Below are 16,984 nucleotides of genomic sequence, written 5' to 3'. Positions count from 1 at the left end.
CTTCCATGAGCAAACCCCTCTTCCTCGACATTCCGCCCCTGCTCGCCGCCAACGGCACCGTACACCTGCCCGGCTCCAAGAGCATCAGCAACCGCGTGCTGCTGCTGGCCGGCCTGTGCAGCGGCAGCACCACGCTGCACGGCGTGCTCGATTCGGACGACACGCGCGTGATGCTGGCTGCGCTGGAGCGAATCGGTTGCGAAGTGGTGCGCCAGGGCACGACGGCGCGCATCACCGGCATCGGCGGCCGTCTGCCGGTACAGGCCGTGCAGCAGGAGCCGATCGAACTGTTCCTGGGCAATGCCGGCACTGCCATGCGCCCGCTCACCGCCGCACTGGCCATGCTGCAGGGCCGCTTCCTGATGACCGGCGTGCCGCGCATGTACGAGCGCCCCATCGGCGATCTGGTGGACGGCCTGCGCCAACTGGGTTGCGATGTGGAATACGCCGGCACGGAAGGCTACCCACCGCTGCGCATCGGCCCGCGTGCCCTGCCCACGGCCAACGCCAACGCCAACGCCAACGCCAACGCCGCCAGCACCCTATTCGCACAGCACTCCAGCCTGGTGCGCGTGCGTGGCGACGTCTCCAGCCAGTTCCTCACAGCCCTGCTGATGGCCGCCCCCCTGGCCGGCCACACCATCACCTTCGAGATCGACGGCGAGTTGATTTCCAAGCCCTACATCGCCATCACGCTCAACCTGCTGCAGCGCTTCGGCGTGACGGTGCAGCGTGACAGCGATACCGGCTGGAAGCAATTCACCGTCGAAGCCGGCGCCATGTACCAGTCGCCGGGCGAACTGCATATCGAGGCCGATGCCTCCTCCGCCAGCTATTTCATCGCGCTGGGCGCCATCGCATCGGATCCGGCGCAAGGCCACAGCATCACGGTGCAGGGGGTAGGTGCCGACTCGATCCAGGGCGACATCCGCTTCATCGAAGCCGCCGAGGCCATGGGCGCCAGCGTGAGCAGCACGCCCGACAGCATCACCATCCAGCGCGGCCAGTGGCCGCTGCGCGCCATCGATCTGGACTGCAACCACATTCCCGACGCCGCCATGACGCTGGCCGTGATGGCCCTGTACGCCGACGGTACCACCACGCTGCGCAACATCGCCAGCTGGCGCGTGAAGGAAACCGACCGCATTGCCGCCATGGCGCGCGAGCTGCGCAAGCTGGGCGCCAGCGTGGAGGAAGGCGACGACTACATCCGCGTCACGCCGCCCGCCAGCGCCGCAGACTGGCGCCACGCCAGCATCCACACCTACGACGACCACCGCATGGCCATGTGCCTGTCGCTGGCGGCATTCAACCCGGCGAGCCGTTCGGTGCGCATCGAGGATCCGGCCTGCGTCGGCAAAACCTTCCCGCACTACTTCGATGCCTACTTCGGCGTGTGTCAGGCAGACCCTGCCCATGTTCCGGTGCTGTGCGTCGACGGTCCCAGCGCCAGCGGCAAGGGCACGCTGTCCACGCATCTGGCCAAGACGCTGGGCTACCACCTGCTCGACTCGGGCGCGCTGTATCGCATCGTCGGTCTGGCTGCTCGCCGCACCGGCCTGCTGCAGGACGAAGGCGAGCCGGATGCCGAAGCCATCGCCCGCCTGGCCGCCAGCCTGTCGATCCGTTTTGCCGACGGCTGCGTCTGGCTGGATGGCGAGGACATCAGCGACGCCATCCGCACCGAACAGGGCGGCATGGACGCCTCCACTGTCTCGGCCATGCCCGCCGTGCGCACGGCGCTGGTGCAGTTGCAGCACAGCTTCCGCAAGGCACCCGGACTGATCGCCGACGGCCGCGACATGGGCACCGTGATTTTCCCGGATGCAACACTCAAGGTGTTTTTGACGGCCAGCGCAGAAAAACGTGCCCAGCGCCGCTATAACCAATTGATTTCCAAAGGTTTTGCCGCTAGAATTGATGACCTCCGCGCGGACCTGCAGGCGCGCGATGCACGCGACACCTCGCGCGCAGTCGCTCCCTTGCAGCCCGCGCAGGATGCCCTGCCCCTCGACAACTCCGACATGGACGTGAAAACCTCCGTCCAGTTGGTATTGGACTGGTGGCAGGACAGACAGCCTTTTCCGGCTCCCGAGGCACACGGCTAAGCCGCGCTGCCCACGGACCGCAGGGCTGCCGCTGACCCGGCAGCCCTGTTGCCATTGAAGGGACTGTCTTTTTCGTACCGCCGGCGAGGCTGCAGCGCCCGCCGGAGGATTGTGTGAATCAACCAACCCCCGCGATGTTTTCCGCATCGCACACAACCCCTGCGAGCGACAAGTGGCCTGCAATGGTGCACGCCGCGTTCCCGTCCGCAGATCAGGAACCTACATGTCTGAATCTTTTGCTGAACTCTTTGAAGAATCGTTGAAGCGCGCCGAAATGCGTACCGGTGAAGTGATCACCGCCGAAGTCGTGCGCGTCGAGCACAACCACGTCGTGGTGAACGCCGGCCTCAAGTCCGAAGCCTACGTGCCGATCGAAGAGTTCAAGAACGACCAGGGCGAAGTCGAAGTGCAAGCTGGCGACTTCGTTTCCGTGGCCATCAGCAGCGCCGAAAACGGCTTTGGCGAAACCATCCTGTCCCGCGACACCGCCAAGCGTCTGGCCTCCTGGCTGGCCCTGGAAAAAGCGCTGGAATCCGGCGACTTCGTCACCGGCACCACCAGCGGCAAGGTCAAGGGCGGCCTGACCGTGCTGGTCAACGGCATCCGCGCCTTCCTGCCCGGCTCCCTGGTTGACACCCGTCCCACCAAGGACCTGACTCCCTACGAGAACAAGACCCTGGAGTTCAAGGTCATCAAGCTGGACCGCAAGCGCAACAACGTGGTGCTGAGCCGCCGCGCCGTGCTGGAAGCTTCCATGGGCGAAGAGCGCGAGAAGCTGCTCGCCACCCTGAAGGAAGGCGCCATCGTCAATGGCGTGGTCAAGAACATCACCGAATACGGTGCGTTCGTTGATCTGGGCGGCATCGACGGCCTGCTGCACATCACCGACATGGCATGGCGCCGTGTCCGCCACCCGAGCGAAGTCGTTCAGGCTGGCCAGGAACTGACCGCCAAGGTCCTGAAGTTCGACGCCGAGAAGAACCGCGTCTCCCTGGGCCTGAAGCAGCTGGGCGAAGATCCGTGGCTGGGCGTTTCCCGCCGCTACCCGCAAGGTACCCGCCTGTTCGGAAAGGTCACGAACATTGCCGACTACGGCGCGTTCGTCGAGCTGGAGCCGGGCATCGAAGGCCTGGTGCACGTGTCCGAAATGGACTGGACCAACAAGAACGCTGCTCCGAACAAGATCGTCTCCATGGGCGATGAAGTCGAAGTCATGGTGCTGGAAATCGACGAAGACAAGCGTCGTATCAGCCTGGGCATGAAGCAGTGCAAGGCCAACCCGTGGCAAGAGTTCGCGCAGAACGTCAAGCGCGGCGACAAGGTCACCGGCCCGATCAAGTCCATCACCGATTTCGGTATCTTCGTGGGCCTGCCCTCCGGTATCGACGGTCTGGTGCACCTGTCCGACCTGTCCTGGAACGAGACGGGCGAAGCTGCCGTGCGCAACTACAAGAAGGGCCAGGAAGTCGAGGCCGTGGTGCTGGGCGTGGACGTCGAGCGCGAGCGCATCTCCCTGGGCATCAAGCAGCTGGATTCCGACCCGTTCACGACCTTCGTGTCCGTGAATGACAAGGGCCAGTCCGTGACCGGCAAGGTCAAGAGCGTGGATGCCCGTGGCGCCGAAATCGATCTGGGTGAAGACGTGGTGGGCTATCTGCGCGCCAGCGAAATCAGCCAGGATCGCGTGGAAGACGCCAGCCAGGTGCTGAAGGTCGGCGACGAAGTCACCGCCGTGATCACCAACATCGACCGCAAGAGCCGCAACGTGTCCCTGTCCATCAAGGCCAAGGACGCTGCCGACCAGCAACAGGCCATGGCCGAGCTGAACCAGGGCGCTTCCGCGACCCACGCCGGCACCACCAGCCTGGGCGCCCTGCTGCGCGCCAAGCTGGACAACAGCAACAACTGATCCGCGTGATCTCCGCAAGGCACTTTCGGGTGCCCTGCGGACACCCGTGCAGCCTCCGGGCTGCCGGGTCTGCTGTGCTGCAACCCTCCCGTTTCTTTTGCAACCCGAGGGCTTGCACAACCTGACGGCACCCGCCCGGTTATGCAAGCCTTTGATTTTCTTCCGGACCCATGACCCGCTCTGACCTCGTTGACGAACTGGCTGCCCGCTTTCACCAGCTGCCCCACCGTGATGCCGAAATGGCGGTAAAGACCGTGCTCGATACCATGGCCGATGCGCTGGCACGCGGCCACCGCATTGAGATCCGCGGCTTTGGCAGCTTCTCGATCAACCACCGTCCGGCGCGCATCGGCCGCAATCCGCGCAGCGGCGAGAGCGTCGAGATCCCGGAAAAGCGCGTGCCTCACTTCAAGCCGGGCAAGGCCCTGCGCGAGGCGGTGGACCAGCCCTTCCGCGAATCGGCCGAGGGCAGTACGCCAGAGGCCTGATCCCTCCTTTCCCACGGCGCGTGACACAGCGCCTGGGCCACCATCGCCCCCCGCGACGTGGCGGTCTTTCCGGAGACACCAGCAGGCAAGGCAGCTCCTGCTTCCCCTTTCTTCCACACGGCAGGTGAACGCATACAATGCTGACATTGCCGTTGCGGCCCCAGTCAGGAGCCGCACACCGGCGCGCTGACCAGGACTCCGGCATGAAATACCTGCTCTGGCTGCTCAAGGCAGCCATCTTCTTTGCTTTGTTCGCCTTTGCGCTGAACAACCAGCAGAACGCAACCGTCAACTTCCTGTTCGGCTATGCCCTCACCCTGCCGCTGGTGCTGGTGATCCTTGGCAGTTTTGCCCTGGGTGCCGTGCTGGGCGTGCTGGTGATGGTGCCGCGCTGGTGGCGTCAGCGCCGTGATGCCCAGGTGGCGCAGAAGCAGGTGCGCCACGTGGAGCAGGCCTTGGCAACCGGTTCGCCGCGCAGCGAAGCGCCTGCCGAAGCTCCGGCCCCCGATCTGGAACGGCACAAGACCGACCCTTCCCTGCCCATCCACTACGGGCCCTGATTCATGGAAACGGAATTTCCCGTCTGGCTGCTGCTTGCCCTGCCCGTGGCCTTTGGCCTCGGCTGGCTCGCATCCCGCCTCGACCTGCGCCAGTTGCGCGCCGAAAACCGCAGCGCGCCCAAGGCCTACTTCAAGGGCCTGAACTACCTGCTCAACGAGCAGCAGGATCAGGCCATCGACGCCTTCATCGAGGCCGTGCAGAAGGATCCCGACACCTCGGAACTGCACTTCGCGCTGGGCAACCTGTTCCGCCGGCGCGGCGAGTACGAGCGCGCGGTGCGTGTCCACCAGCACCTGCTGGGCCGCGCCGACCTCAGTTCGGTCGACCGGGATCGCGCCCAGTATGCGCTGGCGATGGACTTTCTGAAGGCCGGCCTGCTCGACCATGCCGAAACGGCACTGCGCGTGCTCGAGAACAGCCCGACACGCCGCAACCAGGCGCAGATGGCGCTGCTGGGCATCTACGAGCGTTCGCGCGACTGGGAGCTTGCCGGCAAGGCCGCCGAAGCGCTCGAGCAGGATGGCGAAAACGACTTCAGCAAGCGGCGCTCGCACTTCCTCTGTGAGCGCGCCGATGCGGCCCGCAAGCAGGGCGATCTGGCGGCGGCGGCTGCCTTGCTGCAGCAGGCACTGGAGACCGCCCCCGAGGCCGCACGCCCGCGCCTGCTCCAGGCCGAGCTCGAGTTGCAGCAAGGCCACCCCGGGCAGGCCTACGCCCGCCTGCAGGCTGCCATGCAGGAGCTGCCCGCCTTTGCCCCGCTGATGGCTGGGGGCTTGGCGCGGCTGGCCATCGAAACCGGCCAGATCGCGCCTGCCCGCGCGCAACTTGAAGCGGCGCAGAAGCAGACACCCTCTATCGATCTGGTGGAAGCGCTGGTTCAACTGGATCAGGCAGAAAACCCCGAAGCCGACAGCAGTCCGCGCTACCTCACGCACCTGCAGGAGCACCCTTCGCTGATCGCTGCCACACGTTGGCTCGATCTGGAAAAGCTGAAGGAAGACGAAGCCAAGGCCTGTGTGGACCGCGCGCTGCAGCATGCCATCCGCCCGCTCGCGCGCTACCGCTGCGCGGCCTGCGGCTTCGAGGCGCAGCACCACTACTGGCACTGCCCCGGTTGCCAGAGCTGGGACAGCTACCCGCCACGGCGGGTCGAGGAGCTCTGACCACCCCGGCAAATCCGAAACAGGCACCGTGAGCGATGCCGACAAGCAAAAGGGGCTGCATCAGCAGCCCCTTTCACATGGATGGAAGCGGAAATGCCTCAGCGCATCTGCACCGAGCCATTCACCACCATGCGCACGGTGGACTTGCCCGGTGCAACCGGCACCGGAGCGCTTTCCATGTCGGCCGAGGCCTTCATGGCCATCATGCGCGGAGCGCCATAGCCGCCCTCGGAATTGATCGACACTTCGCGCAGCGTGTAGCTGCTGAAGCCAAAGCTGCGCGTGATCGACTGCGCCTTGTCACGGAACGCATCGATGGCCAGCTTCTGCGCCTGCATTTCGCTGTCGCGGCGCAATTCCTTGCTGATGTCAAAGCCGGCGTTGGCCACCGTCATGCTGGTGATCCTGCCCGCGGTGGAACTGATGCGCGCCATGTCCTTGCCACTGAGCACGACCTCGGCGCTGCCCTGCCACTGGCTGATCTTGCCATTGCGGTCATGGCTTGGATAGAGGCTGAAGTTGCCGGTATGCACGTCCATCGCATCAGGACGGGCCTGCGCCTGTGCCACCTTGAGCGCCGCGTCCACGGCCTGCTTGAGCTGGTTCTGCACTGCCTGGGCATCGCTGCCCTGACGTGTGGTGCTCAGAACCAGGCGCAGCACGTCCTGCTGCACCTCGACGCTGCCCTCTGCCGACAGCTGCGCCACGTTGCTGGGCACGTACGCTGCGCCCGCAGAAACGCCCTGCGCCGCTGCCGCCAGCGGCAAGGCAGCCAGTGCCGCGGCGGCAAGCCACTGCTTGCGCTGGCGATGCATGCGACCCAGGGATCCAGTGGAAAAAGTGCCCATGAAAAACGTCCTTCCTCAAAAAAACAGGCCCGCTTGCGCGGGCGGCGGGATGCTTCAGCGTGAGCGCAACTTGCGCCCGTTGGCCCGGGCATGCTCCCGGATGGCCTTGCGCAACTCCTGGAGTTCGCGCGGAGACATGCGTTTGGGCTGGATGGTGGTCATGCAGTCCTGGGGCGTGTTGAGCGTCTGGCGCAGATCGTCCTGCACCGGCGGGCCGGGGAACTGCTTGCCCACATCCGGTGTGGGGCACTGTGCCCACACCGCCGGACTGGCCAGACCTGCCGCCAGCAGCGCCGGAACGGCAAGCCACTTGCCCCAGGCACGCTTGCCGCCTTTCATCGCCGTGGCCCGCTGGATCACGATACCTTCCTTGTCTGTTTTCATTGCTACTGCCTTGTTCCTGCCTGTCCGAACGCCAAGCCTGTACCGTGCCAGCCAATTCTTGCGACACACTTGCATGGCAACCCGGCCGAGTCCGGTGAATTCCCCTAGCTTAGCGGTCTGGCCCGAGGATACAAGGCACGATTCGGTCAGAAAGGAAATGGCCCCGCAAGATGTGTAACAGTGTGAAAAGGCAATGAAAAATGGGTGGTTTTTTGACTTTTGCGGCCTAACATCCGTCTGTGTTACAAATTCACGGAGGACAAGATGACTCAGGCCAACACCCGTGCCGACAAGATCGTGGTGGTCGATGACGACGCCCGTATCCGCGATCTGCTGCGCCGCTACCTGAGCCAGGAAGGCTTTGAAGTGATGGTGGCCGAAGACGGCAAGAACCTCAACCGCATCCTGCTGCGCGAAACCGTCGATCTGATCGTGCTCGACCTGATGCTGCCCGGCGAGGACGGCCTGTCCATCTGCCGCCGCCTGCGCGCTGCCAACGACAAGACCCCCATCATCATGCTGACCGCCAAGGGCGAGGATGTGGACCGCATCGTAGGCCTGGAAATCGGCGCCGACGACTACCTGGGCAAGCCCTTCAACCCGCGTGAGTTGCTGGCGCGCGTGCACGCCGTGCTGCGCCGCCGCCCTGCCGTGGAGGCGCCCGGCGCCCCCTCCACCGAGACCGAGGTGGTGAGCTTCGGCAGCTTCGTGTTCGACCTGAGCGCGCGTACGCTCAAGAAGGATGGCGAGGACCTGCCGCTGACCACCGGCGAATTCGCCATGCTCAAGGCGCTGGTGCGCCACCCGCGCCAGCCCCTGTCGCGCGAAAAGCTGGCCCAGCTCGCCCGCGGCCGCGAGTTCGAGCCCTTCGACCGCAGCCTGGACGTGCAGGTCTCCCGCCTGCGCAAGCTGATCGAGACCGACCCCGCTTCTCCGCGCTACATCCAGACCGTGTGGGGCGTGGGCTACGTGTTCGTGCCGGACGGTGGCGGCAACTCCTGAGGCCGCACGCCCATTACGCGGAATCCCCTGCATCGCACGCATGATTCCGCACTCACCCGGAGCACGGTGCGCCTGCTGACGGCGCGCGGCTCCGGCAGTCCGTCTCCGCTGCTGGCAACAGCGTTTCGCCGCCTTTCATGAGCAAAGACACATTCTCTTCCCTGACCCGCCTGCTGGCGCCGCGCTGGTCTGCGCAGCATGAAGCCATTGCAGACAGTCAGGAGGAAGTTTCTGCACCAGCGCCCGCGCAGCCGGCTGGCGAAGCCGGTGCCGTGCCGTATGTGGTGCCGCGCTGGGGCCTGAACCTGTTCTGGCGTACCTTCATCATGATCGGCCTGCTGCTCACCATGAGCACCATCGGCTGGCTGATGACCATCCGCTCGCTCGACTTCGAGCCGCGCGCCACGCAGACCGCGCAGCAGATCGCCTCGCTGGTCAACCTGAGCCGCGCGGCGCTGGTGTATTCGGATTCCATCACCCGGCTGGCGCTGATGAAGACACTGGCCGAAGAGGAAGGCGTGCGCATCCTGCCACGCGAACCCGACGACCGGATCGAGATCATCAACCGCGACCAGCTGGACGAGCGCGTGACCGAGGAGCTGCAGGAACGCCTGGGCCCGCGCACGGTGGTGGCCAGTGCCGTGAACGGCGAACAGGGCCTGTGGATCGGCTTCGATATCGACAATGACGCCTACTGGCTGCTCACCGACCAGTCGCGCGTGACACCTGTGGGCGGCACCACCTGGCTGGTTTGGATGCTGATGGCTGCTGCCCTGTCGCTGGCGGGTGCGGCGCTGATGGCGGGCCTGGTGAACCGGCCGCTCAAGCAGCTGTCGATTGCCATCGGCAAGATTCGCCAGGGGGACTTCAACGCCGGCCATCTGGACGAGGCGGTGTCCACCAAGGAATTGCGTGAGGTGAACATCGGCTTCAACCGCATGGCCGAGCAGATGGCCAAGGTGGAACAGGAGCGCGCCGTGATGCTGGCCGGCATCTCGCACGACCTGCGCACGCCGCTGGCCCGCCTGCGGCTGGAGGTGGAGATGAGCGTGTCCGACGAGGAGGCGCAGAAGTACATGGCTGCCGACATCGAGCAGGTAGACTCCATCATCAACAAGTTCATGGATTACGCCCGCCCGGATTCCATGCAGCTGACCACCGTGCAGCTGGCGGAAGTGGTGCAGACCAGCGCCTACCCCTATCTCAATGCGGAAGACATGCGCCTGAATGTCCAGGTGCCGGGCAACCTGCGGGTGAAGGCGGATGAAGTGGAGCTGGCGCGCGTGGTATCCAACCTGCTGGAGAATGCACGCCGCTATGGCAAGAGCAAGGATGCAGCCTACTCCGAAGTGGAAGTGGTGGCCCGCGCCGAAAGCGGTTATGTGCTGCTGCAGATCTTCGACCGCGGCTCCGGTGTGCCCGAAGCCATCCTGCACCGGCTGACGCAGCCCTTCTACCGCGCCGACGAGGCACGCACTTCTGCTGCAGGCAGCGGGCTGGGCCTGTCCATCGTGAAGAAGGTGGTGGAGTACATGGGCGGCACCCTCATGCTCAGCAACCGCAAGGAAGGCGGGCTGCAGGCCGATCTGCGGCTGCCGCGGGTGAAATGATGCTGCCGACGGAAAGCCATGCGCTTTCCTGTCCATCCGGCATGCAGGGCACCCATTCAGGAGCCTGCCTCTTGCGTCTACTCTCCCGACGGTCTCGGCTCAGACAGGAAACAGCAGGACCACGGCGCGCGCTTCCATGCTGCGCTCCTCACCGACCGGACCCAGTTTCTCCGCCGTCTTTGCCTTGACATTCACCTGCACCGCCGTAATGCCCAGGCAATCCGCCACCGATTGCGCCATGGCGGCTTTGTAGGGCGCCAGTTTCGGTTTCTGGGCGATGATGGTGCAGTCCACATTGCCCACCTGCCAGCCGGAGCCTTTCACACGCTGCATCGCTTCGCGCAGCAGCACGCGCGAATCCGCGCCCTTGAAGGCCGGATCAGTGTCGGGGAACAGGGTGCCGATATCGCCCATGCCGGCAGCACCCAGCACCGCATCGGTGATGGCATGCAGCAGCACATCGGCATCGGAATGGCCGAGCAGGCCCATGGGATGCGGAATCTGCACGCCGCCCAGCCAGAGCGGACGGCCTTCTACCAGCTGGTGCGTGTCCCAGCCTTCGCCGATGCGGATCGGGGGAAATGGGGGTGTCGATGCGTTCATGGCAGGCATTGTCGCATTGCCAGCCATGACCGCGCCTGCCTCATGCAGCCCGGGCGCTGTTCTGCCTTGCCAGCAGCACCGCTTCAGCCAGGGTGAAGTCCTCGGGATAGGTGACCTTGAAGTTCCAGCCACTGCCCTGCACGAGCAAGGGCTGCAGGCCCAGCCGCTCGATGGCGCTGGCCTCGTCGGTGATGTGTTCCGGAGCATGCTGCAGGCCGGATTCCAGCGCCTGCAGCAGCACGCCGAGGCGGAACATCTGCGGCGTCTGCGCGAGCCACTTGTCGTCGCGCGGAACGGTGGCGGCAACACGGGCGGGTACGTCGGCCGGCAGACCGTTGCGCGGCAACTCGCACTTGAGCGTATCCGGCAGGGGAACGGCCAGCAGGCCTCCCGTTTCATCCTGCGCGCAAGCCTCGATCAGGCGCTCGATCTGTTCGCGCGTGATCAGGCAGCGTGCGGCATCGTGTACCAGCACCCAGTCGTCCGGTTGCGCCCCCTGCTCACGCAGTGCCAGCAGGCCGTTGCGCACGCTTTCGGCGCGGCTGGCACCGCCGGTGGGTGTTGTCATGAAGCGGCGGGCCGGCACTTCGGGCGGCGCGGTGTGCTGTGCAAACCAGTCGTCTCCCGGCGCGAGGACCAGCAGAGTCTCGGTGATGGCGGGGCAGGCAGCGAATGCCGCCAGCGTGTGCCAGAGCATGGCGCGGCCGGCGATGGGCTGGTATTGCTTGGGAATGGCCGTGCCGGCACGACTGCCGGTGCCGGCGCAGGGGATGACAGCGTAGATGTCGGGCATGCGCGGATCTTTCATTGGGTGCAGATGCTAGTTTGCCAGAGCAGATCGGCCCCGCCGGATCCCTTGCAGCACTTTGCACTCCCTTACCGATGGTTCCATCCGGTGTTTGCGCATGGCTGCAGCGGGCTCATGGTCTGACGCAGCCGGCGTGCTCCCTGCCGGCAGATGCTGCCAGGTTTTACAATGCCTTGTCTCCCCCCGCGCCCTGCCCAGGCCGCGGGTATTGGTGTTTTGTCCCTGCTGATTCGTCCATGCAACTGCCCAAGCTCACTCCCGGCCAGCGCTATACCCTGCCCCGCCCCATCGCCTCGGCCGATGCCGCCCTGCTGGCGCAGCTGGCGGCGCGCGACAAGCAGGCAGGCCGCTGCACGGCCATCGTCACGTCCGACGCCAGCGATGCGCAGCGCCTGCTGGACGAGCTGCCCTTCTTCGAACCGGGCCTGCGCTGCGTGCTGTTTCCCGACTGGGAAACCCTGCCCTACGACAGCTTCTCGCCGCACCAGGACCTGATCAGCGAGCGGCTGGCGACGCTGTGGCGCATCAGCCAGCATCGGGCCGAGGATGGTGCCGATGTGGTGCTGATTCCGGCCACCACGGCGCTGTACCGGCTGGGGCCGCCTTCCTTTCTGGCAGGCTACACCTTCCATTTCCGCACCGGGCAGACGCTGGACGAAGCAGCCCTCAAGAGCCAGCTCACCATGGCCGGCTATGCGCATGTGAGCCAGGTGGTGAGCCCGGGTGAATATGCCGTGCGTGGCGGCCTGATCGACCTATTCCCGATGGGTGCGCCGCGACCTTATCGCATCGACCTGTTCGACGACGAAATCGACAGCATCCGCACCTTCGATCCGGACACGCAGCGCAGCCTCGATCCCGTGACGGAGGTGCGCCTGCTGCCGGGGCGCGAGTTTCCGATGGACGATGCGGCGCGTGCCCGCTTCCGCCAGCACTGGCGCGAACTGCTGGAGGGCGACCCGACACGCAGCCGCATCTACAAGGACATGGGGGCCGGCATTGCCACGGCCGGCATCGAGTACTACCTGCCGCTGTTCTTTGACGAGACGGCGACGGTGTTCGACTACCTGCCGGTCGACAGCACGGTGGTGCTGCATGATGACCTGGAGGCGCCGTTCCAGCGCTTCTGGCAGGATACGCGCGAGCGCTACCGTTTGCTGGCGGGGGATCCGGAACGGCCGGCCCTGCCGCCGGAGACGCTGTTCCTGAGTGCAGAGCAGTTCTACCGTGAGGGCAAGCGTTTTGCGCAACTGGCCTTGCGCCCGGCGAGTGCGATTGCCCTGGCTTCCGACTCGGCAAGGGCTGCAGGTAGTACCGGGAGCGATGCTGAGCCTGCAGGAGCGGCACTGGCATCGGATGCTGTCCCTTCCGCCGCGCGGCAGGACATGCGGGCCGACCCTGCAGCCACCCAGGCAGAAGCCGTCAGCCACTACGCCGAATTCTCGCTGCTGCCGGATGTGTCCGCCACACGCGGCACGGACGACCCGCTGCTGCGCCTGCAGGCGCATATCCGCACCACACCGCACCGCGTGCTGATGCTGGCCGAAAGCGCCGGCCGGCGTGAAAGCCTGCTGGACTTCCTGCGCGCCAGTGGCGTGCAACCGGTGGCCACGGATACCCTGGCCGAATTCCAGCAGAGTGACGAGAAAGTCGGCCTGGCCACGTCCACGCTGGTGCAGGGCTTTGCCTGGAACGAGACAGCCATCGACCTGATCACCGAGGCCGAACTGTTTGCCGGCAGTAGCGGCGTGCAGCACCGCAGGCGCCGGCGTCAGGAGCAGGCCAGCGATGTCGAGGCACTGATCAAGGACCTGAGCGAGCTGAAGGTGGGCGATCCGGTGGTGCACAGCGCACATGGCATCGGCCGCTATCAGGGCCTGATCAACATGGATGTGGGCCAGAAGAATCCGGATGGCACGGCTGCCCTGCAGGAATTCCTGCATCTGGAATATGCGGCCGATGCCACCCTGTATGTGCCGGTGAGCCAGTTGCACCTGATCAGCCGTTATACCGGCGTGAGCCCGGACGAGGCGCCGCTGCACAAGCTGGGCGGCTCGCAATGGGAAAAGGCCAAGCGCAAGGCCGCCGAGCAGGTGCGTGACAGCGCGGCCGAGCTGCTGAATATTTACGCACGCCGTGCCGCGCGCGAGGGGCATCCGTTCCGTTTTTCGATGGCGGATTACGAGGTGTTTGCCAGCGATTTCGGCTTCGATGAAACCGCCGACCAGCTGGCGGCCATTCATGCGGTCATTCAGGACATGGTCTCGCCACGGCCGATGGACCGCCTGGTGTGCGGCGATGTGGGTTTTGGCAAGACCGAGGTGGCCTTGCGCGCCGCGTTTGTGGCGGTGACGGGTGGCAAGCAGGTGGCCTTTCTGGCGCCGACCACGCTGCTGGCCGAGCAGCACTACCAGACGCTCAAGGACCGCTTTGCCAAGTGGCCGATCAAGGTGGCGGAGATCTCGCGCTTCCGCTCGGGCAAGGAGGTCACTGCGGCCGTCAAAGGCATCACCGAGGGCACGGTGGATATCGTGGTCGGTACGCACAAACTGCTGTCCAGCGAGGTGCAGTTCAAGAATCTGGGTTTGCTGATCATCGACGAGGAACACCGCTTTGGCGTGCGTCACAAGGAGCAGATGAAGCAGCTGCGCGCCGAGGTGGACGTGCTGACGCTGACCGCCACGCCGATTCCACGCACCATGGGCATGGCGCTGGAAGGCCTGCGCGACCTGAGCGTGATCGCCACCGCGCCGCAGCGCCGTCTGGCCATCAAGACCTTTGTGCGCAGCGAGAACAGCGGTGTGATCCGCGAGGCCGTGCTGCGTGAACTGAAGCGCGGCGGACAGGTCTACTTTCTGCACAACGAGGTGGAAACCATCGAGAACCGGCGTCAGAGGCTGGAAGAAATCCTGCCCGAAGCGCGCATTGCCGTGGCGCATGGCCAGATGCCGGAGCGCGAGCTGGAGCGCGTGATGCGCGAGTTCGTGGCGCAGCGCTACAACATCCTGCTCTGCTCGACCATCATCGAGACTGGCATCGACGTGCCCAGCGCCAACACCATTCTGATCAGCCGCGCCGACAAGTTCGGTCTGGCGCAGCTGCATCAGCTGCGCGGTCGCGTCGGCCGCAGCCACCACCAGGCCTATGCCTACCTGATGGTGCCGGATATCGAAGGCCTGACCAAGCAGGCGGCGCAGCGGCTGGATGCCATCCAGCAGATGGAGGAACTGGGCAGCGGTTTCTACCTGGCCATGCACGATCTGGAGATCCGCGGCGCCGGCGAGGTGCTGGGCGAGAACCAGAGCGGCAACATGATGGAGATCGGCTTCCAGCTCTACAACGAGATGCTGGCCGAAGCCGTGAAGCAGTTGAAGGCCGGCAAGGAGCCGGATCTGCTGTCGCCGCTGCAGGCCGTCACCGAGATCAACCTGCACGCCCCTGCCCTGCTGCCGGACGATTACTGTGGCGACGTGCATCTGCGCCTGAGCTTCTACAAGAAGCTGGCCACGGCCAAGACCAGCGAGCAGGTGGACCGCCTGCTGGAGGAACTGGTGGACCGCTTCGGCAAGCTGCCGCCGCAGGCAGAGACACTGGTCAACGTGCACCGCCTGCGCGTGCTGTCACAGCCCTACGGCGTGCTGAAGGTGGAGGCAGCGCCGACGGTGATCACCATCACCTTCAAGCCGAATCCGCCGATCGACCCGATGGCCATCATCCAGCTGATCCAGAAGAACAAGCATGTGAAACTGGCCGGCAACGAGAAGCTGCGCATCGAGCGTTCGCTGGAGAAGCCGCTGGATCGTGCCATGCTGGTGCGGGACATCCTCAGAAGCCTGGGACAGCCGCTTGCTGAAAATGCCGCGGCCTGAGGTGCAACTACCCTGTTTCTGGGGATTGACGCCCCGCGGGACAATCTCCTAAGGTCCAACAGTCGGCAACGCGCCTTGTGAGGGGCGCATGGTCCGGTTGTCTGTCTGCTTCGTTCTTCATGCCCATGTCCATTCTCAAGTCTCCCAGCGTCGACTATCTGCCAGCCCCCGTGCTGATCGTGGAAGACGAGCCCCTGATGCGCGCCAAGCTGCTGCACCTGTTGCTGGAACTGGGCTATGAGGAGAACGCGCTGGTCTTCGTGACCCGTCTGGCGGAAGCGCGCAGCTGGCTGGCACAGAATCCGGCCGCGCTGGCCCTGGTGGATCTGGGCCTGCCGGATGGCAACGGGCTGGAGCTGATTGCCGAGATGCGCGAGAGCGACCCGGCCCTGAGCATTCTGGTGGTCTCGTCCTGGAGCACAGAGGAGATCATCCTGCAGGCGCTGCAGGCGGGCGCCACCGGCTATGTGCTCAAGGAGCGCGATGACATGGAGATGGCACTGTCCATCCGCAGCGTGCTGCGAGGCGGTGCGCCGATCGACCCCTTCATCGCGCGCCGCATCCTGCATCTGCTGCAGGCCACCCCTCCCAAAGCCGAAAAACCCAGCCCGCCACCGACCCAGGAGCACAATCCGGACCACGAGGAAACGCTGACCCGGCGAGAATCTGGCATTCTCCAGCTGGTGGCCGAAGGCCTGAGCAACCGCGAAATCGCCGAACGCCTGTTTCTCTCACGACATACCATCGAATGCCACATCAAGCACATCTACCGCAAGCTGGCTGTTTCCGGACGCACACGGGCCGTCTACGAAGCACGTGCGCGTGGCTTGCTGTCCTAATTGCCTGCTGGTTGGCCTTTGCTGCACTGCCGGTCCGGGCTGCGACCAGCACATCAACCGCCAGCGCGGCAGCCTGTACTCCAGAAATTCGTTCGATCCAGGCCGCCCGCGCGCCTGAAAACCCGGACCAGCGCCCGACCAGCGGCTGGGTGGATGTGACGCTGCCCGACCAGTGGATCCAGCGCTGGCCCGGCTATGGCGGCACGGTCTGGTACCGCATCGCCTGGCGCAATCCCTGCGAGCCGGCAACCGGCGTCACACTGGCTTCGCTCAGCCAGGCCGGGGCGTTCTATCTCAATGACACCCTGCTCTGGCGCGACACGAATCTGGAGGAGCCGCTGTCCCGCAGTGCCAACATGCCACGCTACTGGGTGTTGCCGGCCTCGTCGCTGCAAGCCGGCGAGAACCTGCTCTGGTTCCGCGTCACCGGGGTGGAGTTCCAGACGCCCGGCCTGGGCAAGCTGCAACTGGGCGACCCTGCCTCCATGCTGGCCCTGCATCAGAAGCAGACGGGGATGCAGCGCGGCTGGCTGCAGGCCGATGTGGTGGTGTCGGCCACCCTGAGTGTGCTCAGCCTGCTGGTCTGGTTGCTGTACCGGCGTGCCCGGGAGTTCGGCTGGTTCGCCCTGCTGACTGCCTCTTGGGTGGCCTTTGCTGGCACCCTGCTGATGACATCGCCCTGGCCCTTCCCCGACACTGCCACTCTGGAGCGCTTCTTCATGAGTGCGCTGGTAGTTTACGCGGTCTGCTTCTGCCTGTTCACCTGGACCTTTGCCGGACTGACCTGACGGC

14 protein-coding genes are annotated in these 16,984 nt (G+C 65.2%); 10 read left to right on the top strand and 4 right to left on the bottom strand.

All coding sequences use genetic code 11. The features are described 5' to 3' along the window. Positions 1-5 precede the first annotated feature (5 nt). The 5 genes from BMW28_RS07635 to lapB all read left to right on the top strand — a co-directional run bounded on the left by BMW28_RS07635 (position 6) and on the right by lapB (position 6,229). Entirely contained in the window at positions 6-2,108 is a 2,103-nt protein-coding gene (locus tag BMW28_RS07635) for a bifunctional 3-phosphoshikimate 1-carboxyvinyltransferase/cytidylate kinase (protein WP_091816125.1), read from the top strand. A 223-nt stretch (positions 2,109-2,331) separates the two neighbouring features. After that, a complete protein-coding gene (gene rpsA, locus BMW28_RS07630; RefSeq protein ID WP_091816122.1) occupies positions 2,332-4,017 on the top strand; it encodes a 30S ribosomal protein S1 in 1,686 nt (561 codons plus the stop codon). 170 nt (positions 4,018-4,187) lie between these two features. Further along, entirely contained in the window at positions 4,188-4,505 is a 318-nt protein-coding gene (locus BMW28_RS07625; RefSeq protein ID WP_091816119.1) for an integration host factor subunit beta, read from the top strand. Between the two features lie 203 nt (positions 4,506-4,708). Beyond that, entirely contained in the window at positions 4,709-5,065 is a 357-nt protein-coding gene (locus BMW28_RS07620; protein WP_091816116.1) for a LapA family protein, read from the top strand. A 3-nt stretch (positions 5,066-5,068) separates the two neighbouring features. Next, positions 5,069-6,229: a lipopolysaccharide assembly protein LapB gene (gene lapB, locus BMW28_RS07615; protein WP_091816114.1), complete on the top strand. Its 1,161-nt coding sequence runs from the start codon at positions 5,069-5,071 to the stop codon at positions 6,227-6,229. A 98-nt stretch (positions 6,230-6,327) separates the two neighbouring features. Here lapB and BMW28_RS07610 read toward each other — a convergent pair whose 3' ends face one another. Both BMW28_RS07610 and BMW28_RS07605 read right to left on the bottom strand, forming a co-directional pair. Next, positions 6,328-7,077 carry an SIMPL domain-containing protein gene (locus tag BMW28_RS07610; protein WP_234970067.1) on the bottom strand — a complete coding sequence of 250 codons (750 nt, stop codon included), beginning with the start codon at positions 7,075-7,077 and terminating at the stop codon, positions 6,328-6,330. Between the two features lie 54 nt (positions 7,078-7,131). Continuing rightward, positions 7,132-7,461, bottom strand: a complete 330-nt coding sequence (locus BMW28_RS07605) for a hypothetical protein (protein WP_091816109.1) — start codon at positions 7,459-7,461, stop codon at positions 7,132-7,134. Positions 7,462-7,725: 264 nt separating this feature from the next. On the opposite strand from BMW28_RS07605, the gene ompR reads away from it, so the two are divergent. Together ompR and BMW28_RS07595 are read left to right on the top strand one after the other, a co-directional pair. Beyond that, entirely contained in the window at positions 7,726-8,463 is a 738-nt protein-coding gene (gene ompR, locus BMW28_RS07600; protein ID WP_091816107.1) for an osmolarity response regulator transcription factor OmpR, read from the top strand. Between the two features lie 137 nt (positions 8,464-8,600). Then, positions 8,601-10,073 carry a sensor histidine kinase gene (locus tag BMW28_RS07595; protein WP_091816104.1) on the top strand — a complete coding sequence of 491 codons (1,473 nt, stop codon included), beginning with the start codon at positions 8,601-8,603 and terminating at the stop codon, positions 10,071-10,073. Positions 10,074-10,172: 99 nt separating this feature from the next. On the opposite strand, the gene ispF is transcribed toward BMW28_RS07595, so the two are convergent. Next, positions 10,173-10,676 (bottom strand): 2-C-methyl-D-erythritol 2,4-cyclodiphosphate synthase, encoded by a 504-nt coding sequence (gene ispF, locus BMW28_RS07590; RefSeq protein ID WP_091816102.1) that lies wholly within the window; start codon positions 10,674-10,676, stop codon positions 10,173-10,175. Positions 10,677-10,716: 40 nt separating this feature from the next. Further along, positions 10,717-11,469, bottom strand: a complete 753-nt coding sequence (gene ispD / locus BMW28_RS07585; RefSeq protein ID WP_234970066.1) for a 2-C-methyl-D-erythritol 4-phosphate cytidylyltransferase — start codon at positions 11,467-11,469, stop codon at positions 10,717-10,719. Between the two features lie 251 nt (positions 11,470-11,720). Here ispD and mfd point away from each other — a divergent pair, with 251 nt between their 5' ends. The 3 genes from mfd (at position 11,721) to BMW28_RS07570 (ending at position 16,980) form a co-directional block, all read left to right on the top strand. After that, complete coding sequence (gene mfd / locus BMW28_RS07580; RefSeq protein WP_091816096.1) at positions 11,721-15,353, top strand: transcription-repair coupling factor; 3,633 nt, start codon at positions 11,721-11,723, stop codon at positions 15,351-15,353. A gap of 119 nt (positions 15,354-15,472) precedes the next feature. Further along, on the top strand, positions 15,473-16,192 hold the full coding sequence (locus BMW28_RS07575) for a response regulator transcription factor (RefSeq protein WP_200785756.1): 720 nt from the start codon (positions 15,473-15,475) through the stop codon (positions 16,190-16,192). Positions 16,193-16,203: 11 nt separating this feature from the next. Next, complete coding sequence (locus BMW28_RS07570) at positions 16,204-16,980, top strand: hypothetical protein (protein WP_091816093.1); 777 nt, start codon at positions 16,204-16,206, stop codon at positions 16,978-16,980. The last annotated feature ends 4 nt before the right edge of the window (positions 16,981-16,984 follow it).

Origin of the sequence: Allobrachymonas denitrificans DSM 15123 (genome assembly GCF_900110225.1) — a bacterium.
Taxonomy (GTDB): Bacteria; Pseudomonadota; Gammaproteobacteria; order Burkholderiales; family Burkholderiaceae_C; genus Brachymonas; species Brachymonas denitrificans.
The sequence above is the reverse complement of the archived record's forward strand: the minus strand, read 5'-3'. Positions and strand labels throughout refer to the sequence as shown.